The organism is Nostoc sp. DedSLP03, from assembly GCF_034530815.1.
In the GTDB taxonomy this organism is placed as follows: domain Bacteria; phylum Cyanobacteriota; class Cyanobacteriia; order Cyanobacteriales; family Nostocaceae; genus Nostoc.
The window spans coordinates 69,400-85,032 of sequence record NZ_JAVRCK010000017.1 but is presented as its reverse complement, the minus strand read 5'-3'; the positions used below and the strand labels follow the sequence as shown (position 1 = coordinate 85,032).

Here is a 15,633-nt window from a genome sequence, read left to right as displayed (position 1 = left end):
CGTCACTGCTGACAACGGGATTTTTTATCTGTGTTTTCGGAGAGTGACAGAGATTGAATATCTTCAATTTTTACTGGTTTGGTGAGACAAATTCATATTTTCAATCAGCAATATAATATCTACCAAACCATCTATAAAAAGCAGTTTGTAATCAAGACTTTAGTCCTCAAAGCCAGGACTAAAGTCTTGACTACGAACCAATAATTTAACTAAATCATAAATAAAAATACTTAAAATTAAACCTAGAGAGGCTTATCACCTCTTTCCCATTCAGGTATAGCACCCTTCACCCGGCGGATGGGTAAGTTGGCAATTAAAGCTGTGGTTCGTTGGTTGCTTTCTAAGGAGAACTCCAAGCCCTCTGTCTCAATTTCTACATAGCGACAGACTACATCTAGGATTTCTTTGCGCATTTTTTCCAACGTTTGAGGATCTATATCAGCGCGATCGTGAGCAATCACCAATTGCAGGCGACGTTTAACTTGAGTTCGACTGCTATCAGGGCCGCGAAAAAAAAGTTTTTCTAGAAGTTCAATCATTACGAATAGGTCTGGCGCGGAGACTGGAAAAGTAAGTTAGACAATCTTTGTCCTGAACAACCTTCGTATCCGGGCGAAGATGCTGTCTTGGGACGAGTCGATCTCCAGAAATTCGACACTTTCTCCTTCTAATCTACGAGCAATGTTCTCAAAGGCTGTGGCAGCTAAAGAGGGATTTTCTGCTAACACTAAGGGTTCGCCGCGATTGGTAGATACAATAACACGCTCGTCGTCAGGGATTACCCCGATCAAGGGAATGGCGAGAAGTTCCTGAACATCTTGCACTGACATCATATCATTTGCCTGCACCATTGCGGGTCTGATGCGGTTAATTATTAAATGAACACGCTTGATACCTTGTGCTTCTAGTAACCCTACTACCCGATCCGCATCGCGAACTGAGGAAATTTCTGGTGTGCTAACAATTAACGCTTCTTTGGCTGGGCCGATCGCATTTTTAAACCCATTTTCAATCCCGGCAGGGCTATCAATAATCACATACTGATATTTTTGCGCTAGTGCATTCACCAATAACTTCATCTGTTCGGGTGTGACTGCATCTTTGGAGCGATTTTGGGCTGCCGGCAAAAGTACGAGATTGGGTTGGCGCTTATCTTTCACCAAGGCTTGTTCTAAACGGCATTCTCTGGCTAAGACTTCTACCGCAGTATAAACAATGCGGTTTTCCAGCCCTAACAGCAAATCCAAATTTCTCAGACCAAAATCCGCATCAACCAAAGCAACTTGACGCCCCATTTTGGCTAAAGCCATACCCAAATTTGCTGAAACTGTGGTTTTACCCACTCCTCCTTTACCGGAGGTAATCACAATAATGCGAGTCATGATAGAAATGCGGTCAATGAGGGTTCAGGAAATATAAAACAGTAAATTGCAGTATAAAGTATGAAGTATCGTATCAAGTATGAAGAAATATCTGTTCTCCCTGATGAGGGTGAGGCATGAATATTTGTTTTATTTCATCTTTACTTATATACTTCATTCTTTAAGTAAATATTTATGGTTCTTAATTGCTCTTGGTGAATTGGTTTCTGGAAAAATCAGTCGCCCTAGCGATACGAATTCCTTGGGGCGTAATATGTGCCACCTCTGGAAAAAACTGCATTGGCGGTTTTTCTGGTGCTCTAGCTACAGCATCTGCGATCCGCAGTTGGGTTGGTTCCATTTGCAAGGCCATAATCAGACACTCACTATTGCCTCCAGCCCCAGCATGAGCGATTCCACGCAGACGACCCCAGATAATAATATCTCCATCTGCAATTACAATACCACCTGGATTTAAATCTCCCAAGAGAATTACTGTCCCAGGATGACGAATTTCTACTCCAGAGCGGACTGTCATTTCTAAATAGAGGGCATCTTCTTGGGGGATCGCTGTAGCTGTTGGCTCGGAACTCAGGGAAGTTACGGGCTGTAATTGTTCTACTGAATACCCAGATGTGACAGCAGCGATCGCAGTTTGTCGCCGACTCGTCGAGACAGATATTAGCCGGAGTTGGACTTCACTCAAAGCCTCGGCGAGTTCTTGGAGTTGTCTGGTATCTACCAAACGGTCTTGTGCCATTAAATGCACAGGTGTATTAGATACACGGAAGCGATCGCCTGCACTCAGACGTTGCCTGATTTGTTGCCAAATATCTGACCAAGTGAGTTCTGAAGCAGATACTTGAGATTCTGAGGGCAAAATTAATAAAAGTCGTCCCTCCTTACTTTTTAACTGGACTTGAGTATTATCATTTACGCGATGCGCTGGTAATGCTAACTCATTGGGATTTAAATCAGTCAGGATAAAATCCGATCCGGCATCAATATTTGTTGACTCTACATCTGGGTCAGCAGGATTTGACTCTACATCCCCAAGAACAGTATCTGATTTTAAATAAAGGAGGAGAGATTTTAACTCAGCATCCGGGAGGATAGAATCTGACTCTACATCAGAAACAGTAGGATTTGCCTCTACCTCAGAAAGGATAGAGTTTGATTCTGCATTAGGAAGCGCAGAATTTGACTTTAGATTGGGAATCGCAGAATCAGAAGTCATGCAGTACTAGCCAAAAGACAATAGATTTTCAATTTTGGGTCGCACCTTTGGTGCGCTGACAGCGCAACTTGGATTTTGGATTTGTGTCACGGAAAAGGGGTGTTGGCGTAGCGGGATATTAGTCCGACATTAACCAAAAGACTCTTTAATCTAAAAATCTAAAATCTCAAATTGGCACCGTCAACCTCTGATAAACTGTCCCCAAGGCATCAGCATCGCCGACATTACCTGGAAACAGCACCACAGGCAAATCAGGAAACTGGGGATGATCGGATGACGTTAACACCATTGAACAACCAGCTAAAATTTGACCGAGTAAACGGGCTGAAGTTAAAGCTAGTCCAGTACTCAAGACATCGTTTGAAGTAATGCCACCCTTGCTGATTAAGAATCCTATATCAGATGGTAAACCTCGCACAATATCCATTAATAAACTTGAAACTTTTTCCCCAAACTCCAATCGTGTTTTGGCATCTTGAAAATTTAGTTCCTGACGGCTAGTATAAACCACTGGTGTTTTGCCATCTTTGTGTGCCGCTCGTGTACTTTCTTGGATTTCAGTTAGTAATGCCGCAGATTGATTTGCATCATCAACTAATCGCTCTACATTTACTTCGATGCCTACAGTTCCTTCTAGTTGCAACAGCGTCTCTAATTGCTGGGTAGTCTTTTTCACATGGGAACCAACAATCACCGCACCTGGTTTGCCTTGGCGCACGTACTGAGCCATGTTTTCGGCGGCAATGGGTTGGGGTGGTAAAGCGGCTAAAGCCGTTAAAATACTTGCTGCACTGCGAAATAAAAAGCGTTTGCCTTGACTGGCGGCTGCTAATATATCTACTGCAAAGCGGTTGAGATCGGCTTGGGTTTCACCATCGACGACAGCGCACTGATTACCATGAAGTTGTAACAATCGTTCCAAACTACCAACGCGAATATCGGCCAGGAGAAACCTTTCTACAGCTTCGGCACTAATTCGTCCTTGAGTCTTTTCTTCGACGTACTTGGGTAAGTAACTGTGATGGTAGCTGAAGACGGAATCACGAGCAAATTCGGTTTCATGGACTGGGGTGGTTACACCGTCAATCATCAAGTAATGAACGCTATCGCGGGTGATGCGTCCGCCTTCAAAAAATGCTGGTACGAGAAAATGAGCATCAAAGGGGCCGAGTTCTTGGGCGATCGCATCTGTTTCAATGGGATAATGTCCCCGCAAAGTAGAATCAGAACGGCTGACAACTAAAAAATCGTCAATTCCTTCAGCCTTCAAAGCGATTTTGAGGTTGTGGCAAACTTCTTTGGTGACAGATGCAGCTGACTCTGGCGTTAGCGCTCTAGTATTAGTCAGCACAAAGAAAATCGGCGAATCATCCTGCAACCCACGGCGTAAAGTCTCCACATCCCAGTGCATTAGCAGCAAGCAGCTGTGGACTGTTTGAGAACCTGTAGGGTCATCATCCAGGACAATTATTTTGGGTTTGTTGCTCATTTAAGTCAACGGGGCGATTGTTTTCTGGGAAAATATTGGGTGACTAGAAGTCACTACTACATGAGTAAAGTCCACCTCCGTGAACTAATCCAAAATCAAGGGTTTTATAACCTGTGGAGGCAGGTAAATTCTCGTGTAACCACTTTTACAAACATTCTCTTAGCCTTTGTGCAATTTTCTGATTTCTGCTTGGACATCGATCGCAATTTGCAATGATTGATTTAGCAGTTGAGCATATTCGCCTGCTTGACTACTAACTTGTAAAGCTCGCAGACTGGCTAAATTATTCACAAATAACTCTTGGTTATTAGCAAGCAATTTTTTATTATCTCGCAAAATTCGTTCCGTTTTCAGAGCGCGGACTAAATCTTCTCTAATTAGTTGTAAAGCGGCGGTGACTTGATCTCGGTCATGGATACTGCTTTCTACGTTTCCTGATGCTGCCAATTGGTCATTAATATCGATAGCAGCAACCAGGTCATGATATTTATCAACTTCATCTAAAAGTATTGTCAGTCCTTCAGGACAGGTTAATTGTCGCCACAGCCATCGCCCCACTAATATCGGCATTGGCACTAAAATTAGTAAAAGAATTCCTAATCGAACTGAAGAACCAATTGTTGGCAGAATAATAAACGCGTAAACAAAGCCTACAATTATTGGCGTTAGCGCCAGCGTCACCAGCATTTCACTGATAAAAAACCCTAATCGCTTTTTGCCATCTCGCAAAACCGAGGGACGAAAAACGTCTTCTGGATCGAACCCAGTCAAACGTCTTAGTTCCCCCTTACTAATTTCCAAGCCTATTAAATCCGGCTGCACGTCTGCATACTCCTATGGAAACCCAAGTTGCGTATTCATTTTAATCGGGTTTACCGTGATGATTGTGGTTATATTCAGGAAACCAGTTTTCATCTAAGATTTGTTCTAAAGAGCCAATGGGTATAGAGGGAAATATGTCAATGGCAAGTTGAGAGCGATCGCTTGCTTCTATCCTTGCATCTTGATAACATTCATCAAATATTTCTAAAATGTAAGGTTTAAGACTAGGACTCTCTTTAAGTCGCTCTTTAATCTCTCTACGAAATGTCCTGATTTCGCCTTTCCAATGCCCTTCATTTCGCTCCCGTTCCCTATCCCAATATATGAGCTTAAGCAGATGTTCCAAAAGTCGAGTCAATAGACTTTTGACCGCTCGCTTTTCGCTCCTACCCATAGTTTCTAATTCTTCTAACAAATTATCTAAATCAACAGCAGAAAACTGTCCAGCGCGAAGTTGGTTTATAGTTGTCCTCAGCCACAGGTAATAATCTTCGTCGTATAAACTTTGAGTTGCTGGTTGTATTATTGGTGTCACCATACAATAGCCAAACTCCTACTATTTTTTTTAATTGAGCTTCAATTGAGCTTCTATGCAATTGGAAGCCCAAGTTGCGTATTTATTTTAATCGGTTTTGGTGTGGATGAATTTCTTTAGCCAGATCGACTGAGGGTAAACGCCAACTCAGCGTGACTCGCACCCCTCCATTAGGCAAAGTTAGGCAAAGTTAACAGAAGTAACTGATTGTCACTTCTGTTGTAACATCAAAGACAAGCAGAACTTAGTACAGCATTTCATTAATTCGTAGCGAATTAAATTTGGCAATACACGACAATGCTAATACATCGGCGGCCTTGTTAATGCATCGGCTTGCATTAAAAACGCTACGCTTTTACGCAAAGCTGTACTTAGTTGTGTTCAAGACTTATATCACTAACAGTTTCACTGTCAGCTTTGGTGTTTCAACAAAAATCGAAAAAGTCTAGCTAAGGTGCAGGAGCAGTTTAGTAGTGTACCGTGTGGGAATCTTCAACTGGTGTTTGAGGTTTGAGCTGTAGCCTTGAGTTGCTAATGATATATACTCAGCATCCATCATGCTGAGGTTATGAATTTCAATCAAGGTGCTATACCGAAAATATTCCTTAAGTCTAAATTAAAGCTTACTCAAAGAATGAGGTTTTCATTTCTCAAGTCATTGAGAATATACGAGTTCCCATTCATTAACCTCCAAATATCAGTCTGATAAATCAATTATTACTGAGGTAAAAATGGCTAAAACTAAAGCTAAATCAACAGATATTCTTTCATTAATTGAAGCAGAGCATCGCCAAGTTGAGAAATTTTTTGCAGAAGCAGAAAAAGCTAAAGGTGCAAGGTTGGTTGAGCAATTCAATCAAATCTATATAGAATTGATATTACATGCAAGAACTGAAGAATTAGTCTTCTACCCAGCTTTGCGAGAATACGAAGAAACTGAACAATATGTTGAAGAAGCTGAAGAAGAACATGAAGAAATTTCAGTTATTTTAGAAGAAATTAAGGCGCTTAAGCCTACTCAACCTGAGTTTAAAGAAAAAATGAGCGAATTGAAGGAAACACTTAAGCATCATGTAGAAGAAGAAGAGGGCGAAATTTTTAATGCTGTGCGCGAATGTATGAGCGATCGAGAACTAACTGAATTGGGACAGGAGTTTCAGGAAACTAAAGCTAAGTTGGTGTCAAATGTGGAAGCTGCATTAGCAATGTAGGAATACATTTGTTCTAAATGTTTGCATAAATAGTTAGCCATAATTTCCACGTAATTAGGGCATTAAAATTACCCAAATATTCCTTCATCAAAGAGTACAAAAATGACTGCTACAAATGGTAAGAACAAAATTCGTTATGCCGTTGTTGGTTTAGGTTGGTTTGCCCAACAAGCTGCCTTACCTTCATTTGTCCACGCTGAAAACTCGGAATTAGTGGCACTAGTTTCAGATGACCCCACTAAAAACGAAGAATTGAGCAAAAAGTATGGAATAGAGCATACTTACTCCTACGAAGAGTATGAGAACTGTCTGGCAAGCGGCGAGGTTGATGCAGTTTATATTGCGCTACCTAATCACTTGCATTGTGACTATACTGTGCGGGCTGCTAATCAGGCAATTCATGTATTATGTGAAAAGCCAATGGCAGTAACAGAAGAAGAGTGTGAGGCAATGATTAAAGCTGCTAATGACAATAATGTGAAGCTGATGATTGCCTATCGCTTACATTTAGAAGAAGCTAATTTACAAGCAGTCGAAATTTTGCGTTCAAAGCAAATTGGTGAACCACGAATTTTCAACTCAGTTTTTACTCAGCAAGTAGAAGAAGGCAATATTCGTTTACGAGATGTTACAGGTGGCGGCACGCTCTATGATATTGGCATCTACTGTATTAATGCTGCACGTTATCTATTTCAAGATGAACCAATTGAAGTATTTGCTGTAGCTGCTAATAACGGAGAAGAACGCTTCAGCGAAGTGGAAGAAATGGCTAGCGTTATCTTGCGCTTCCCAAATGAGCGTTTAGCAACATTTACCTGTAGCTTTGGAGGAGCAAGTGTTTCAACCTATCAGATTGTAGGTACTCAAGGCGATTTACGAGTAAATCCTGCATATCCTTGGCAAGGAGAAATCAAGCATTACCTGACAATTAATGGTGAAACCCAAGAGCAAACTTTTAAGGATCGCGATCAATTAGCAGCTGAATTTACCTACTTCTCTGATTGTATTCTGCAAGATAAAGACCCAGAGCCATCTGGAACGGAAGGATTGATTGATGTTAGTATCATTCAAGCACTTTATCAGTCAATTGAAACTGGTCAACCTGTGCAAATCCAAACTCGCGATCGCCATCAACGTCCCACATCAGATCAAACTATTGAGCGTCCTCCTAGTGACGAGCAGCCAGACTTGATTCATGCTGCTGCACCTTCTGGGCAGTCATAAGGTTGGTTGAAGAAGATGTTTAAATGCTTTGCATGGGAATGCTTCATGTGTACTGTTGACTGGAAACAGCAGCCCCTAATTAGTCATTCTCATGCAGAGCATAGGAACAAAAGAACAATGAGGAAACCTAGCTTTTTTCGACGACTTGTATATACACCGTAGATTCCCTAGTAGATGGCGATTAGTGGTAAGGGGTTAGGTTTGAGTAAAAGTTGCACAAGACGTTAATTTATAATCTATGTACAACTGCTGAGGACTATTGAAGGAATATATCCATTTGTAGGGGATGAAATTGATACCCAACCATCTTTTCCACGATTTTTAATTGTTACTTGCTGACCACTTTGTAGAACTCCAAGAATAGGGCTGTTAATTGAGGGTTCTTGCCTTACACGTAGAACTCCTTCCACAAAAATTTTGCGACAGTTATCTGTTTGAGAAGTTGTTTGTGAGGGAGATACTGGCTGTCCACATTGCTTGAGATAAGCGGCAGATATATAGCCAGACTGCGGCGATGATATTGCCACCCAGCTACTTGAAGAATTGGTCTTTTCAATAATTACAAGTGAGTCATTACGCAATGTTCCAATAATTGCACCATCTGGACTAGACCGGATATTGAGATTATCACCATTAGTCTCAACTAGGCGGCAGTTATCTGGGGCCTGTACAAGTTGATATTTACTTGAATGTTGGAGTGATGTATGAATAGTAGAGCCAGCAGGATATGCTGTCAGTGTCAACGAAAGTGTTGCAGTTATCGCTAAAGGTTTTCTCCAGTCAAGAAACTTTATCATAAGCAAACATCTCAGTCTAAAAATAATGATTAGTAATACCAATTATTTGTGAAACACAAAATCAAGCTTGTTAAGACTTAGGACTTAACCCTAAGTTCTGGAGCAACCTTGCAGGTAAATCGGTATAAGTTGCATTTTTAACAAATGACGTTGGTGAAGAAAGTTTTGTTGCAAAAAAAACGCTTGATTAGTCAAAAGTTGCTTGAAAATTAACAACGCCTTTTTTTGAGTTTGCTTGCTATATTTATGAAACTTACTATTGTGATATCGAAGACATTGAGTACTAGTTATTTTGTCGCGATCGCCCAATAATAAAAGGCAGATAGATCGCTGGCGGTTCAAGTAAAATTACTGCCGACAACGATCTATCTATTCTGCCTGATGAACAACAAAATAAACTAAGGATAAAGACCTCTGTCAGTCAACGCTTGAGCTACTCTACCTACCCCCAGTGTGTAAGCTGCTAGCCTTAAAGAAATTTGCCGTACCTCCGACTGGTGAATCACCTTGCGATAGGCTTGCACCATCAAATGTTCCATTTCGCGGTTGACGCGCTCCTCATCCCAAAATACGTAAGAAAGACCCTGCACCCACTCTAAATAACTGACTACTACACCGCCAGCATTCGCCAAAATATCAGGTAGCACTGTCACACCCCGCGCCTCTAAAGCCAAGTTAGCCTCAAGAGTAACCGGGCCGTTAGCTGCTTCTGCGACAATTTGCGCCTGCACCTGATTGACATTTTCTTCAGTGATTTGGTTCTCCAAAGCCGCTGGTATTAAGACATCACAGGGTAGAGTTAATAAATCTGCATTGCTAATTGGTACAGATTGCGGGAAACCGACAATACTCTTGCGATTTTCAGCGGCGTAGACTTTTAATTTGGGAATATCAAGACCAGCTTCGGAGAATATTCCTCCAGCACCAGTCGAAACGGCGATAATTTTCGCGCCTGCTTCATATAGTAATTCTGCTGCGGCACAGCCGACGTTACCGAAACCCTGAATAGCTACTCGCACTCCTACCAAGGATTTACCTCGGTCTGCTAACGCCTCACGGACAATAATCATTGTGCCACGTCCGGTTGCCATTTCTCGTCCCAGAGAACCACCAATCGAAAGGGGTTTCCCAGTTACAACTCCTGGTACAGCATGACCGACATTCACAGAGTAAGTATCCATCATCCAAGCCATTTCACGGGCAGAAGTACCCATATCTGGCGCAGGAATATCTACGGAAGGCCCAATATCTTTAATCAACTCGCTGATATAACGGCGGCTGATTCGCTCTAATTCACCAACACTGTAGCGTTTGGGATCTATAGCAATGCCACCTTTCCCGCCACCGTAAGGAATACCTAATAAGGCACATTTCCAGGTCATCAGCATTGCTAAAGCAGATACTTCGCGCAATGTCACAGCCGGATGGTAACGAATTCCGCCCTTGTATGGGCCTAAGACATCAGAGTGCTGCACTCGGTGTCCAGCGAGAACTTGTATTTCCCCATTATCTAGTTTCACGGGAATGGAAACCGTGACAACCTTACGCGGGTGGCTGAGAATTTCTAGCAAACCCTGATTTAAATTTAATTCTTTAGCTGCCGCTTCTAAGTAACTACACGCTTGGTCAAAGGGGCATATATGCGCTGGTGAAGCAGGTTCTGACAGCAACGAGGATCTTGAAATCATAAATTTTCTCCTAATCACGGTATCTTTGCGAACCGGATCTCATCTGTACAAAATCTATCCTTTTTTTTTGGAAAAAGGATAGATTTTGTAGTTTTTGTTACAGTTTTATATTTTAGATTCTGCTTTATGTGCAAAGCAGTATACGGACTAATACATTAGACTTCTTGGCATTTGTCAGGGTAAAGGTGAAGGGGAAAAGGGTAAAGAAACTCAAAATCCTTCCCCTTTAACCTTTACCCTTTTCCCTAAGAGTGGAAAAATATATTTTTGCAAGAGGTCTATTCACTTTAGGCATCGCTTCGCACCGTTGATTGCCTCTTTCTCTAAAGTTGCTATCAAAGGCTTTGCCTGCGATCGGAATTGGTTTGTTAGCTGCCGATGATGTAGGCTTTGACAAAATCTATAAAAAAGCGATCGCATCAGAGTGCGATCGCCTTTTGATCTAGTTTGAACGAAAAATCATCGTTTCAGGCACTTGAAATAATCGAATGTACAAAAAGCCTTGCAATATCTTAACCAGATGAATTTCTTCATCCACTATGAATAATGCTATCGAGTTGCAGTTCAAGATAGATAGTTTTAAATCCACTGTTGTTTGGGGATTCACCAATTTGGTAAAAACCGCGTTTGAGATAAAGCATCCGGGCTACATAAGAAGAAGAATGTTCCCAAGTATACAAACGTAAGTACCTTTTTGCTTTTGCTTGTGCTAAGTCGATGGTAAAGTCTAATAGCTCTTTTCCAATTCCTTTTCCTCGAAATTGTGATGCTACACAAAACCAGCCTAACCAGTCAGCTTCTTGTTCGTCTTCGCTTTTGCAATATAACCCAGTTAGCCCAATTACTTGAAAAGATTTCTCATCGATAGCAACCCAGTAATTGAGCTGGGTAATTCCACTGTTTGAAAACCATTGAGCATATTCATCTCGATATAAACTTGCCGCCAGCGATGGACTATCACTACTATTACTCACACCTGGAAAAACTTCCTCTCTTAAGTGAATTGCTTGCTCCAAGGTTGCTATCGATAATAATTCAATGTACATAACACTAGTAACTCAAGCTTAAAGTAGCTATACCTATATCTAAGCTACTATCTCAATTAATCTGTAAATTTTTCGGCGAGCAGGCATTAAGTGGGAACCATTATTGCTGCCATTCTCCCTCTTCATTCCGAAGAACTAATTTTACTCTAGCTTTCATACCTAATTTGCTTTTCCTCTTTGAGTTTGTTTTTTTTCTTAGTTGAGCATGGCACCAAATCGAAACGAAATACGAGCAAGTCCTGAATCTGAATGCTGTTTTCGTAGCTTGGCTGAGGTAAATACCAAAAGTAGTCATGGCGCACATGATCCATCCGAAATCCGCACTTTTGATAAAAAGCAATGTTGCCAAGACTTGAATTAGACGTGCCGACGAGTATCTGCCTCTTGCCGCGTTGCCTCGCCTCTTGAATCAACCAAGCAACGAACTCCTTACCTAAACCCTGCCTTTGAAACTCAGGGGCTATACCAAGTTCCATAATTTCGCAGGGGTCGCTGCGCCATTTCATCGTTGCTGCACCAACCAAGTGTTCGTTGTCGTCCATGCGATATACAGCATCAACGAGGTTAGCAAGCCCCCATCGCAGTGCACGCTCCGATTCTTCTGCCAACAGTAGTATCGGAATCAGCGCTTCAAGTTCGTCGTCACGAGCTTGTCGAATAGCAATCGCCATTCATATTCCCTTTTAATCACAATTTATTTTTCAAAACTATAGTAACAAGTAGATGTTGAACGTTTTAGGTTTTTGACTTGAGGAGGCGACAAGGGAGCTAAAGAGCTGCTAACGCGATCGCCGCATTCTGTCCTCCAAAGCCAAAACTCAAACATAATACCTGGCGAATTTTACTTAGACGTGCGGCTGTAACAATATCTAAATCAAATTCTGGCTGCCGCAATCCTAAACAAGGTGGTAATATTTGATGCTTTAGCGCCATGAAAGAAAAAGCTACACCTAAAGCTCCAGATGCGCCTAGTGTATGACCTGTGCTTCCCTTGGTGGAACTAACCGCCACGCCTTGGGGAAACATACGCTGGATTACCATGCTCTCCATCTGGTCATTTAGCTGGGTAGCTGTACCATGAGCATGAATGTAATCGATATCGGCTGGTGATAGACAACTACGTTCTAGACATTGTTTGATAGCAGCGATCGCACTTTTCCCTTCGGGTTCTGGTGAATTACTATGATATGCGTCGTTGGTTAAGCCGAAACCGAGAATTTCACCATACACTTTTGCTTGACGTTGCTTTGCAAACTCTGCTGATTCTAAGACAAACACAGCTGCGCCTTCGCCCAAGACTAAGCCTTCCCGGTGCAAATCAAAGGGATAAGCCCCAGTTTTTGCCAAAGCACCCATCTGCTGAAACCCAGCTAAAGTTAAAGGTGTAATCGGTGCTTCCACTGCACCTGCGATCGCCTGTTGACATTGCCCAGTTTGTATAAGCATAGCTGCTTGGGCAATAGACCAAATTCCAGTTGCACAAGCTGTCATTGGTGCTAAAACTATCCCTGATGCACCAATTTGTCGCGCTGCTGCGATCGCATTGAAATGAGGTAATGTATCTAGCCAATTTCCAAAAGAGGACACGGGGAAATCATTCGCGTTATACATTTGCCGCGCCAGCATTTCCCAAGATGCTTGATAAGAGCGACTCGATCCAATGACTACAGCACAATCAGCTAAAGGTGCAACTAACCCAGAATCTTGTAAAGCAGAAGCAACAACCATCTGAGTTAACCTTGTCAACTCAGATGGTTGTTCACCAATCAAACCTAGAGGAAGTGGTGTCAGTTCTGGAAATGGTTGATGTAACCGAATTCCAGATTTACCTGCGATTAAATTTCGCCAGCTATCCTCTAAGCTTCCACCCAAGGCAGAAACTAAACCAATACCAGTAACACAAACTTTAACCAATCTGAATTTTAGGAGTAAAGAATCTTCCGCTATTCAAACATTCAATTCTTCATTTTGAATTTTAAATTTTGAATTTTGAATTGATTTCTCCTACTGTCCAGGCGTTTTTAAGTTTTCAGCACCTTGAGTGACTTTAGCAGAGTCAATGCGATCGCCTTGCTGAATTTTGTTTACTACATTAAAGCCTTGAGTGACATTGCCAAACACGGCGTAGTTACCATCCAAAAATGCTAGATCGGCTAAAGCAAAGTAAAACTGGGCAGAAGCGGAATCTGGTGATTGCGATCGCGCCATTGCTACTGCACCCTGTTTATGGGGCAATACGACGGGTTGAGCAGTAGCATCAAATGGTTTATTGTAAATCGGAGTATCTGAACCTTTAGGCTTAACTTCTAAAGGTATATAACGAGCATTTCCCGTTTTTGGGTCAATATAGCTACCTGTTCCCAGTCTATCTGCTGGAACTTTCGGGTCTTTGCTTTGAGGATCGCCCCCTTGAACTACAAACGGTTGGGGTTCGCGCACAACTCGATGGAAAGCTAAACCATCGTAAACCCCCTTTTGCACTAAATCTACGAAGTTGCCAGCTGTAATGGGCGCATCAGTGCCGTCTACTTCGATAGTAATCGGCGAACCTTTAACTGTGATTACCACAGTAGCCTTGCCTTCGAGGCGCGGTAAATCTGCCAGTCCAGGAATGCTCTCACTACTAGTTTGAGATACAGATGTTGCTTCAGTAGTTGTCTTGGTGCTTGCCTCGGTTGTGGTCGAGGTAGCTGTCGAGTTTGGAGAAGAGCTATTAGAAGCGACTTGCTGTGTTGAACATCCTCCCAAGATCAAGGCACTGATAATCACAAAAGAAAGCAAAAATTGAGAAATTTTTAACAGCATTGCCTGTTACCGATTTAACCAGAGTATCTTATCGTTTTGAGGAGCATTGGGCATAAGAGGCAGAGGGGCACAGAGGTAGAAGTTCTAAAATGTTTGAATTTTGAATTTTGAATTTTGAATTGATTTCTCCCCTGCTCCCCCTCTTCTTCCCTCACTCCCTTACAATCCTTCTAACGATACTCCCAAAAAGCGGGCTAACTTTGCGCCTTCTGTTTCCAACTCTGTTAAAGATACTGGTTGTCCAACCCTTGTTAATGGTATATCTCGCCGTCCTTTAATGCGTAGATAGAGGGCGCGACGGGGGTTAAGACCTTCTTTTATGTCTATTAATACAGATTGGACATCTTCTATGCGGCTATCAATCTGAATTTGGCGGTTTTTACCAGGAAACCCCCAACGAAAGATTTTGATTGCGCCAGTTTCCCGATCGAATTCGTTGTAACCGCCTCCAACATCCAATAAAATTACTAACCACAGGTATGTAGCTAATAGCAAGCCAGCAGTACCATATAATCCCATTACTAATCCTTGGGGGACAAATACCAGTTGAGTGGGATCGGAAACTATGAGTAAATTAACTTTTAAATAACTGGATATTCCAGCCAATAGAAAGCCGCTTGCTCCCAAGGTAACGATAGTTGCCCACCAGTAGTTACTCAACCGACGAGAACCGAGAACATTTTGGTGCAGGAGGCGATCGCCTTTGTTAATCGTTGTTGATGTCGTCATTGAACTACTATTGCCCGTGAGATACTCGCTGTCACATAATCGTACACTAAATGCTTTTGCATACAGTGGTGGGTTCCTTTGCCAATCCGGCTATTGCTTAGGAGGCACGGAGAGCTATGTTTGAAGTCCACGGGAACCCTGCCGCAGACTATAATTTCACTTTGTACCCTACAAATTTTACTGTCCCGGATAATGCTGGCTTCCTTGTACTACAAGACAAACCACTTAGGCTATTTGTATTAGTCAAGATATGCCAACTTCCTTTTTCCTTGTCTAACGTTTCACATAGGTTTTCCAGAGGTGTATCAACGACATGGCTGCAAAGTCATTATCCACATTTTACCAAACATCGTTGACAAAAACTCAACTGCGCCCTTCCATGTTCCTGCTACCGATATAATTTTTAAGGGTGTTGTACTATTTTTTTACTCAATGGCTGATAAAAATTCTTTACTCCCCACTCTCTGCCCCTCTTATTCCCTGCTCTCCTCTCTATGCCTGTTTTTGACCTCTTGAAATGAGTTATTTACCTACCTCCATCTACATTAAATTTTTTTAGATTTCTGAGAAAAGTTGTGTCAAATTGTAAAATTTCTGATATTCATATTATTTATAAGGTTCGTGTTTCATAGCTAATTTCCTTTTGCGTATCAGGCAAAAACCCTGAGTAGTGTGATAAGTTAAGAATC

General features: G+C 41.9%; 16 protein-coding genes. 3 read left to right on the top strand and 13 right to left on the bottom strand.

Translation table 11 applies throughout. From position 1 onward, the window contains the following. Positions 1 to 242: 242 nt before the first annotated feature. The 6 genes from minE to RM368_RS10900 all read right to left on the bottom strand — a co-directional run bounded on the left by minE (position 243) and on the right by RM368_RS10900 (position 5,447). Positions 243 to 539 carry a cell division topological specificity factor MinE gene (minE, locus tag RM368_RS10925; protein WP_292776638.1) on the bottom strand — a complete coding sequence of 99 codons (297 nt, stop codon included), beginning with the start codon at positions 537 to 539 and terminating at the stop codon, positions 243 to 245. Positions 540 to 575: 36 nt separating this feature from the next. Continuing rightward, positions 576 to 1,382, bottom strand: coding sequence for a septum site-determining protein MinD (minD, locus tag RM368_RS10920; protein WP_109012001.1), 807 nt, complete (start codon positions 1,380 to 1,382; stop codon positions 576 to 578). 181 nt (positions 1,383 to 1,563) lie between these two features. Beyond that, positions 1,564 to 2,598 (bottom strand): septum site-determining protein MinC, encoded by a 1,035-nt coding sequence (gene minC / locus RM368_RS10915; RefSeq protein WP_322694095.1) that lies wholly within the window; start codon positions 2,596 to 2,598, stop codon positions 1,564 to 1,566. Between the two features lie 166 nt (positions 2,599 to 2,764). Further along, entirely contained in the window at positions 2,765 to 4,087 is a 1,323-nt protein-coding gene (locus RM368_RS10910) for a four-carbon acid sugar kinase family protein (RefSeq protein WP_322694094.1), read from the bottom strand. A gap of 159 nt (positions 4,088 to 4,246) precedes the next feature. Next, positions 4,247 to 4,909 (bottom strand): hypothetical protein, encoded by a 663-nt coding sequence (locus RM368_RS10905; protein ID WP_322694093.1) that lies wholly within the window; start codon positions 4,907 to 4,909, stop codon positions 4,247 to 4,249. A gap of 40 nt (positions 4,910 to 4,949) precedes the next feature. Further along, positions 4,950 to 5,447, bottom strand: a complete 498-nt coding sequence (locus RM368_RS10900) for a DUF29 domain-containing protein (protein WP_322694092.1) — start codon at positions 5,445 to 5,447, stop codon at positions 4,950 to 4,952. Between the two features lie 728 nt (positions 5,448 to 6,175). On the opposite strand from RM368_RS10900, the gene RM368_RS10895 reads away from it, so the two are divergent. Beyond that, entirely contained in the window at positions 6,176 to 6,655 is a 480-nt protein-coding gene (locus tag RM368_RS10895; RefSeq protein WP_322694091.1) for a hemerythrin domain-containing protein, read from the top strand. 102 nt (positions 6,656 to 6,757) lie between these two features. Then, a complete protein-coding gene (locus tag RM368_RS10890) occupies positions 6,758 to 7,879 on the top strand; it encodes a Gfo/Idh/MocA family oxidoreductase (protein WP_322694090.1) in 1,122 nt (373 codons plus the stop codon). Positions 7,880 to 8,115: 236 nt separating this feature from the next. Here RM368_RS10890 and RM368_RS10885 read toward each other — a convergent pair whose 3' ends face one another. Next, positions 8,116 to 8,676, bottom strand: a complete 561-nt coding sequence (locus RM368_RS10885) for an SH3 domain-containing protein (RefSeq protein ID WP_322694089.1) — start codon at positions 8,674 to 8,676, stop codon at positions 8,116 to 8,118. 398 nt (positions 8,677 to 9,074) lie between these two features. Continuing rightward, positions 9,075 to 10,364: a Glu/Leu/Phe/Val dehydrogenase gene (locus RM368_RS10880; protein ID WP_322694088.1), complete on the bottom strand. Its 1,290-nt coding sequence runs from the start codon at positions 10,362 to 10,364 to the stop codon at positions 9,075 to 9,077. Between the two features lie 311 nt (positions 10,365 to 10,675). Between RM368_RS10880 and RM368_RS10875 the strand changes: the two genes are divergently transcribed. Continuing rightward, positions 10,676 to 10,810, top strand: a complete 135-nt coding sequence (locus tag RM368_RS10875) for a hypothetical protein (protein ID WP_322694087.1) — start codon at positions 10,676 to 10,678, stop codon at positions 10,808 to 10,810. Between the two features lie 84 nt (positions 10,811 to 10,894). Here the strand turns inward: RM368_RS10875 and RM368_RS10870 are convergent, their stop codons facing one another. From RM368_RS10870 to RM368_RS10850, 5 genes are all read right to left on the bottom strand, one after another. Then, positions 10,895 to 11,410 carry a GNAT family N-acetyltransferase gene (locus RM368_RS10870; protein WP_322694086.1) on the bottom strand — a complete coding sequence of 172 codons (516 nt, stop codon included), beginning with the start codon at positions 11,408 to 11,410 and terminating at the stop codon, positions 10,895 to 10,897. A 146-nt stretch (positions 11,411 to 11,556) separates the two neighbouring features. Beyond that, the gene (locus tag RM368_RS10865) at positions 11,557 to 12,081 is read right to left on the bottom strand and encodes a GNAT family N-acetyltransferase (RefSeq protein ID WP_322694085.1); all 525 of its coding nucleotides are present in this window, start codon (positions 12,079 to 12,081) and stop codon (positions 11,557 to 11,559) included. A 97-nt stretch (positions 12,082 to 12,178) separates the two neighbouring features. Then, positions 12,179 to 13,324 (bottom strand): beta-ketoacyl-ACP synthase, encoded by a 1,146-nt coding sequence (locus RM368_RS10860; protein WP_322694084.1) that lies wholly within the window; start codon positions 13,322 to 13,324, stop codon positions 12,179 to 12,181. A 90-nt stretch (positions 13,325 to 13,414) separates the two neighbouring features. After that, positions 13,415 to 14,215, bottom strand: a complete 801-nt coding sequence (locus RM368_RS10855) for a peptidylprolyl isomerase (RefSeq protein WP_322694083.1) — start codon at positions 14,213 to 14,215, stop codon at positions 13,415 to 13,417. 159 nt (positions 14,216 to 14,374) lie between these two features. Beyond that, positions 14,375 to 14,944, bottom strand: coding sequence for a photosystem I assembly protein Ycf4 (locus tag RM368_RS10850; RefSeq protein ID WP_322694082.1), 570 nt, complete (start codon positions 14,942 to 14,944; stop codon positions 14,375 to 14,377). Positions 14,945 to 15,633: the final 689 nt, after the last annotated feature.

Bases quoted from the DNA above. Each gene is read 5' to 3' on its own strand.
- minE (WP_292776638.1), bottom strand. From the start codon at position 539: ATGATTGAACTTCTAGAAAAACTTTTTTTTCGCGGCCCTGATAGCAGT.
- RM368_RS10870 (WP_322694086.1), bottom strand. From the start codon at position 11,410: ATGTACATTGAATTATTATCGATAGCAACCTTGGAGCAAGCAATTCAC.
- RM368_RS10865 (WP_322694085.1), bottom strand. From the start codon at position 12,081: ATGGCGATTGCTATTCGACAAGCTCGTGACGACGAACTTGAAGCGCTG.
- RM368_RS10885 (WP_322694089.1), bottom strand. From the start codon at position 8,676: ATGATAAAGTTTCTTGACTGGAGAAAACCTTTAGCGATAACTGCAACA.
- RM368_RS10890 (WP_322694090.1), top strand. From the start codon at position 6,758: ATGACTGCTACAAATGGTAAGAACAAAATTCGTTATGCCGTTGTTGGT.
- RM368_RS10900 (WP_322694092.1), bottom strand. From the start codon at position 5,447: ATGGTGACACCAATAATACAACCAGCAACTCAAAGTTTATACGACGAA.
- RM368_RS10895 (WP_322694091.1), top strand. From the start codon at position 6,176: ATGGCTAAAACTAAAGCTAAATCAACAGATATTCTTTCATTAATTGAA.
- RM368_RS10855 (WP_322694083.1), bottom strand. From the start codon at position 14,215: ATGCTGTTAAAAATTTCTCAATTTTTGCTTTCTTTTGTGATTATCAGT.
- RM368_RS10910 (WP_322694094.1), bottom strand. From the start codon at position 4,087: ATGAGCAACAAACCCAAAATAATTGTCCTGGATGATGACCCTACAGGT.
- minD (WP_109012001.1), bottom strand. From the start codon at position 1,382: ATGACTCGCATTATTGTGATTACCTCCGGTAAAGGAGGAGTGGGTAAA.
- RM368_RS10880 (WP_322694088.1), bottom strand. From the start codon at position 10,364: ATGATTTCAAGATCCTCGTTGCTGTCAGAACCTGCTTCACCAGCGCAT.
- RM368_RS10850 (WP_322694082.1), bottom strand. From the start codon at position 14,944: ATGACGACATCAACAACGATTAACAAAGGCGATCGCCTCCTGCACCAA.
- minC (WP_322694095.1), bottom strand. From the start codon at position 2,598: ATGACTTCTGATTCTGCGATTCCCAATCTAAAGTCAAATTCTGCGCTT.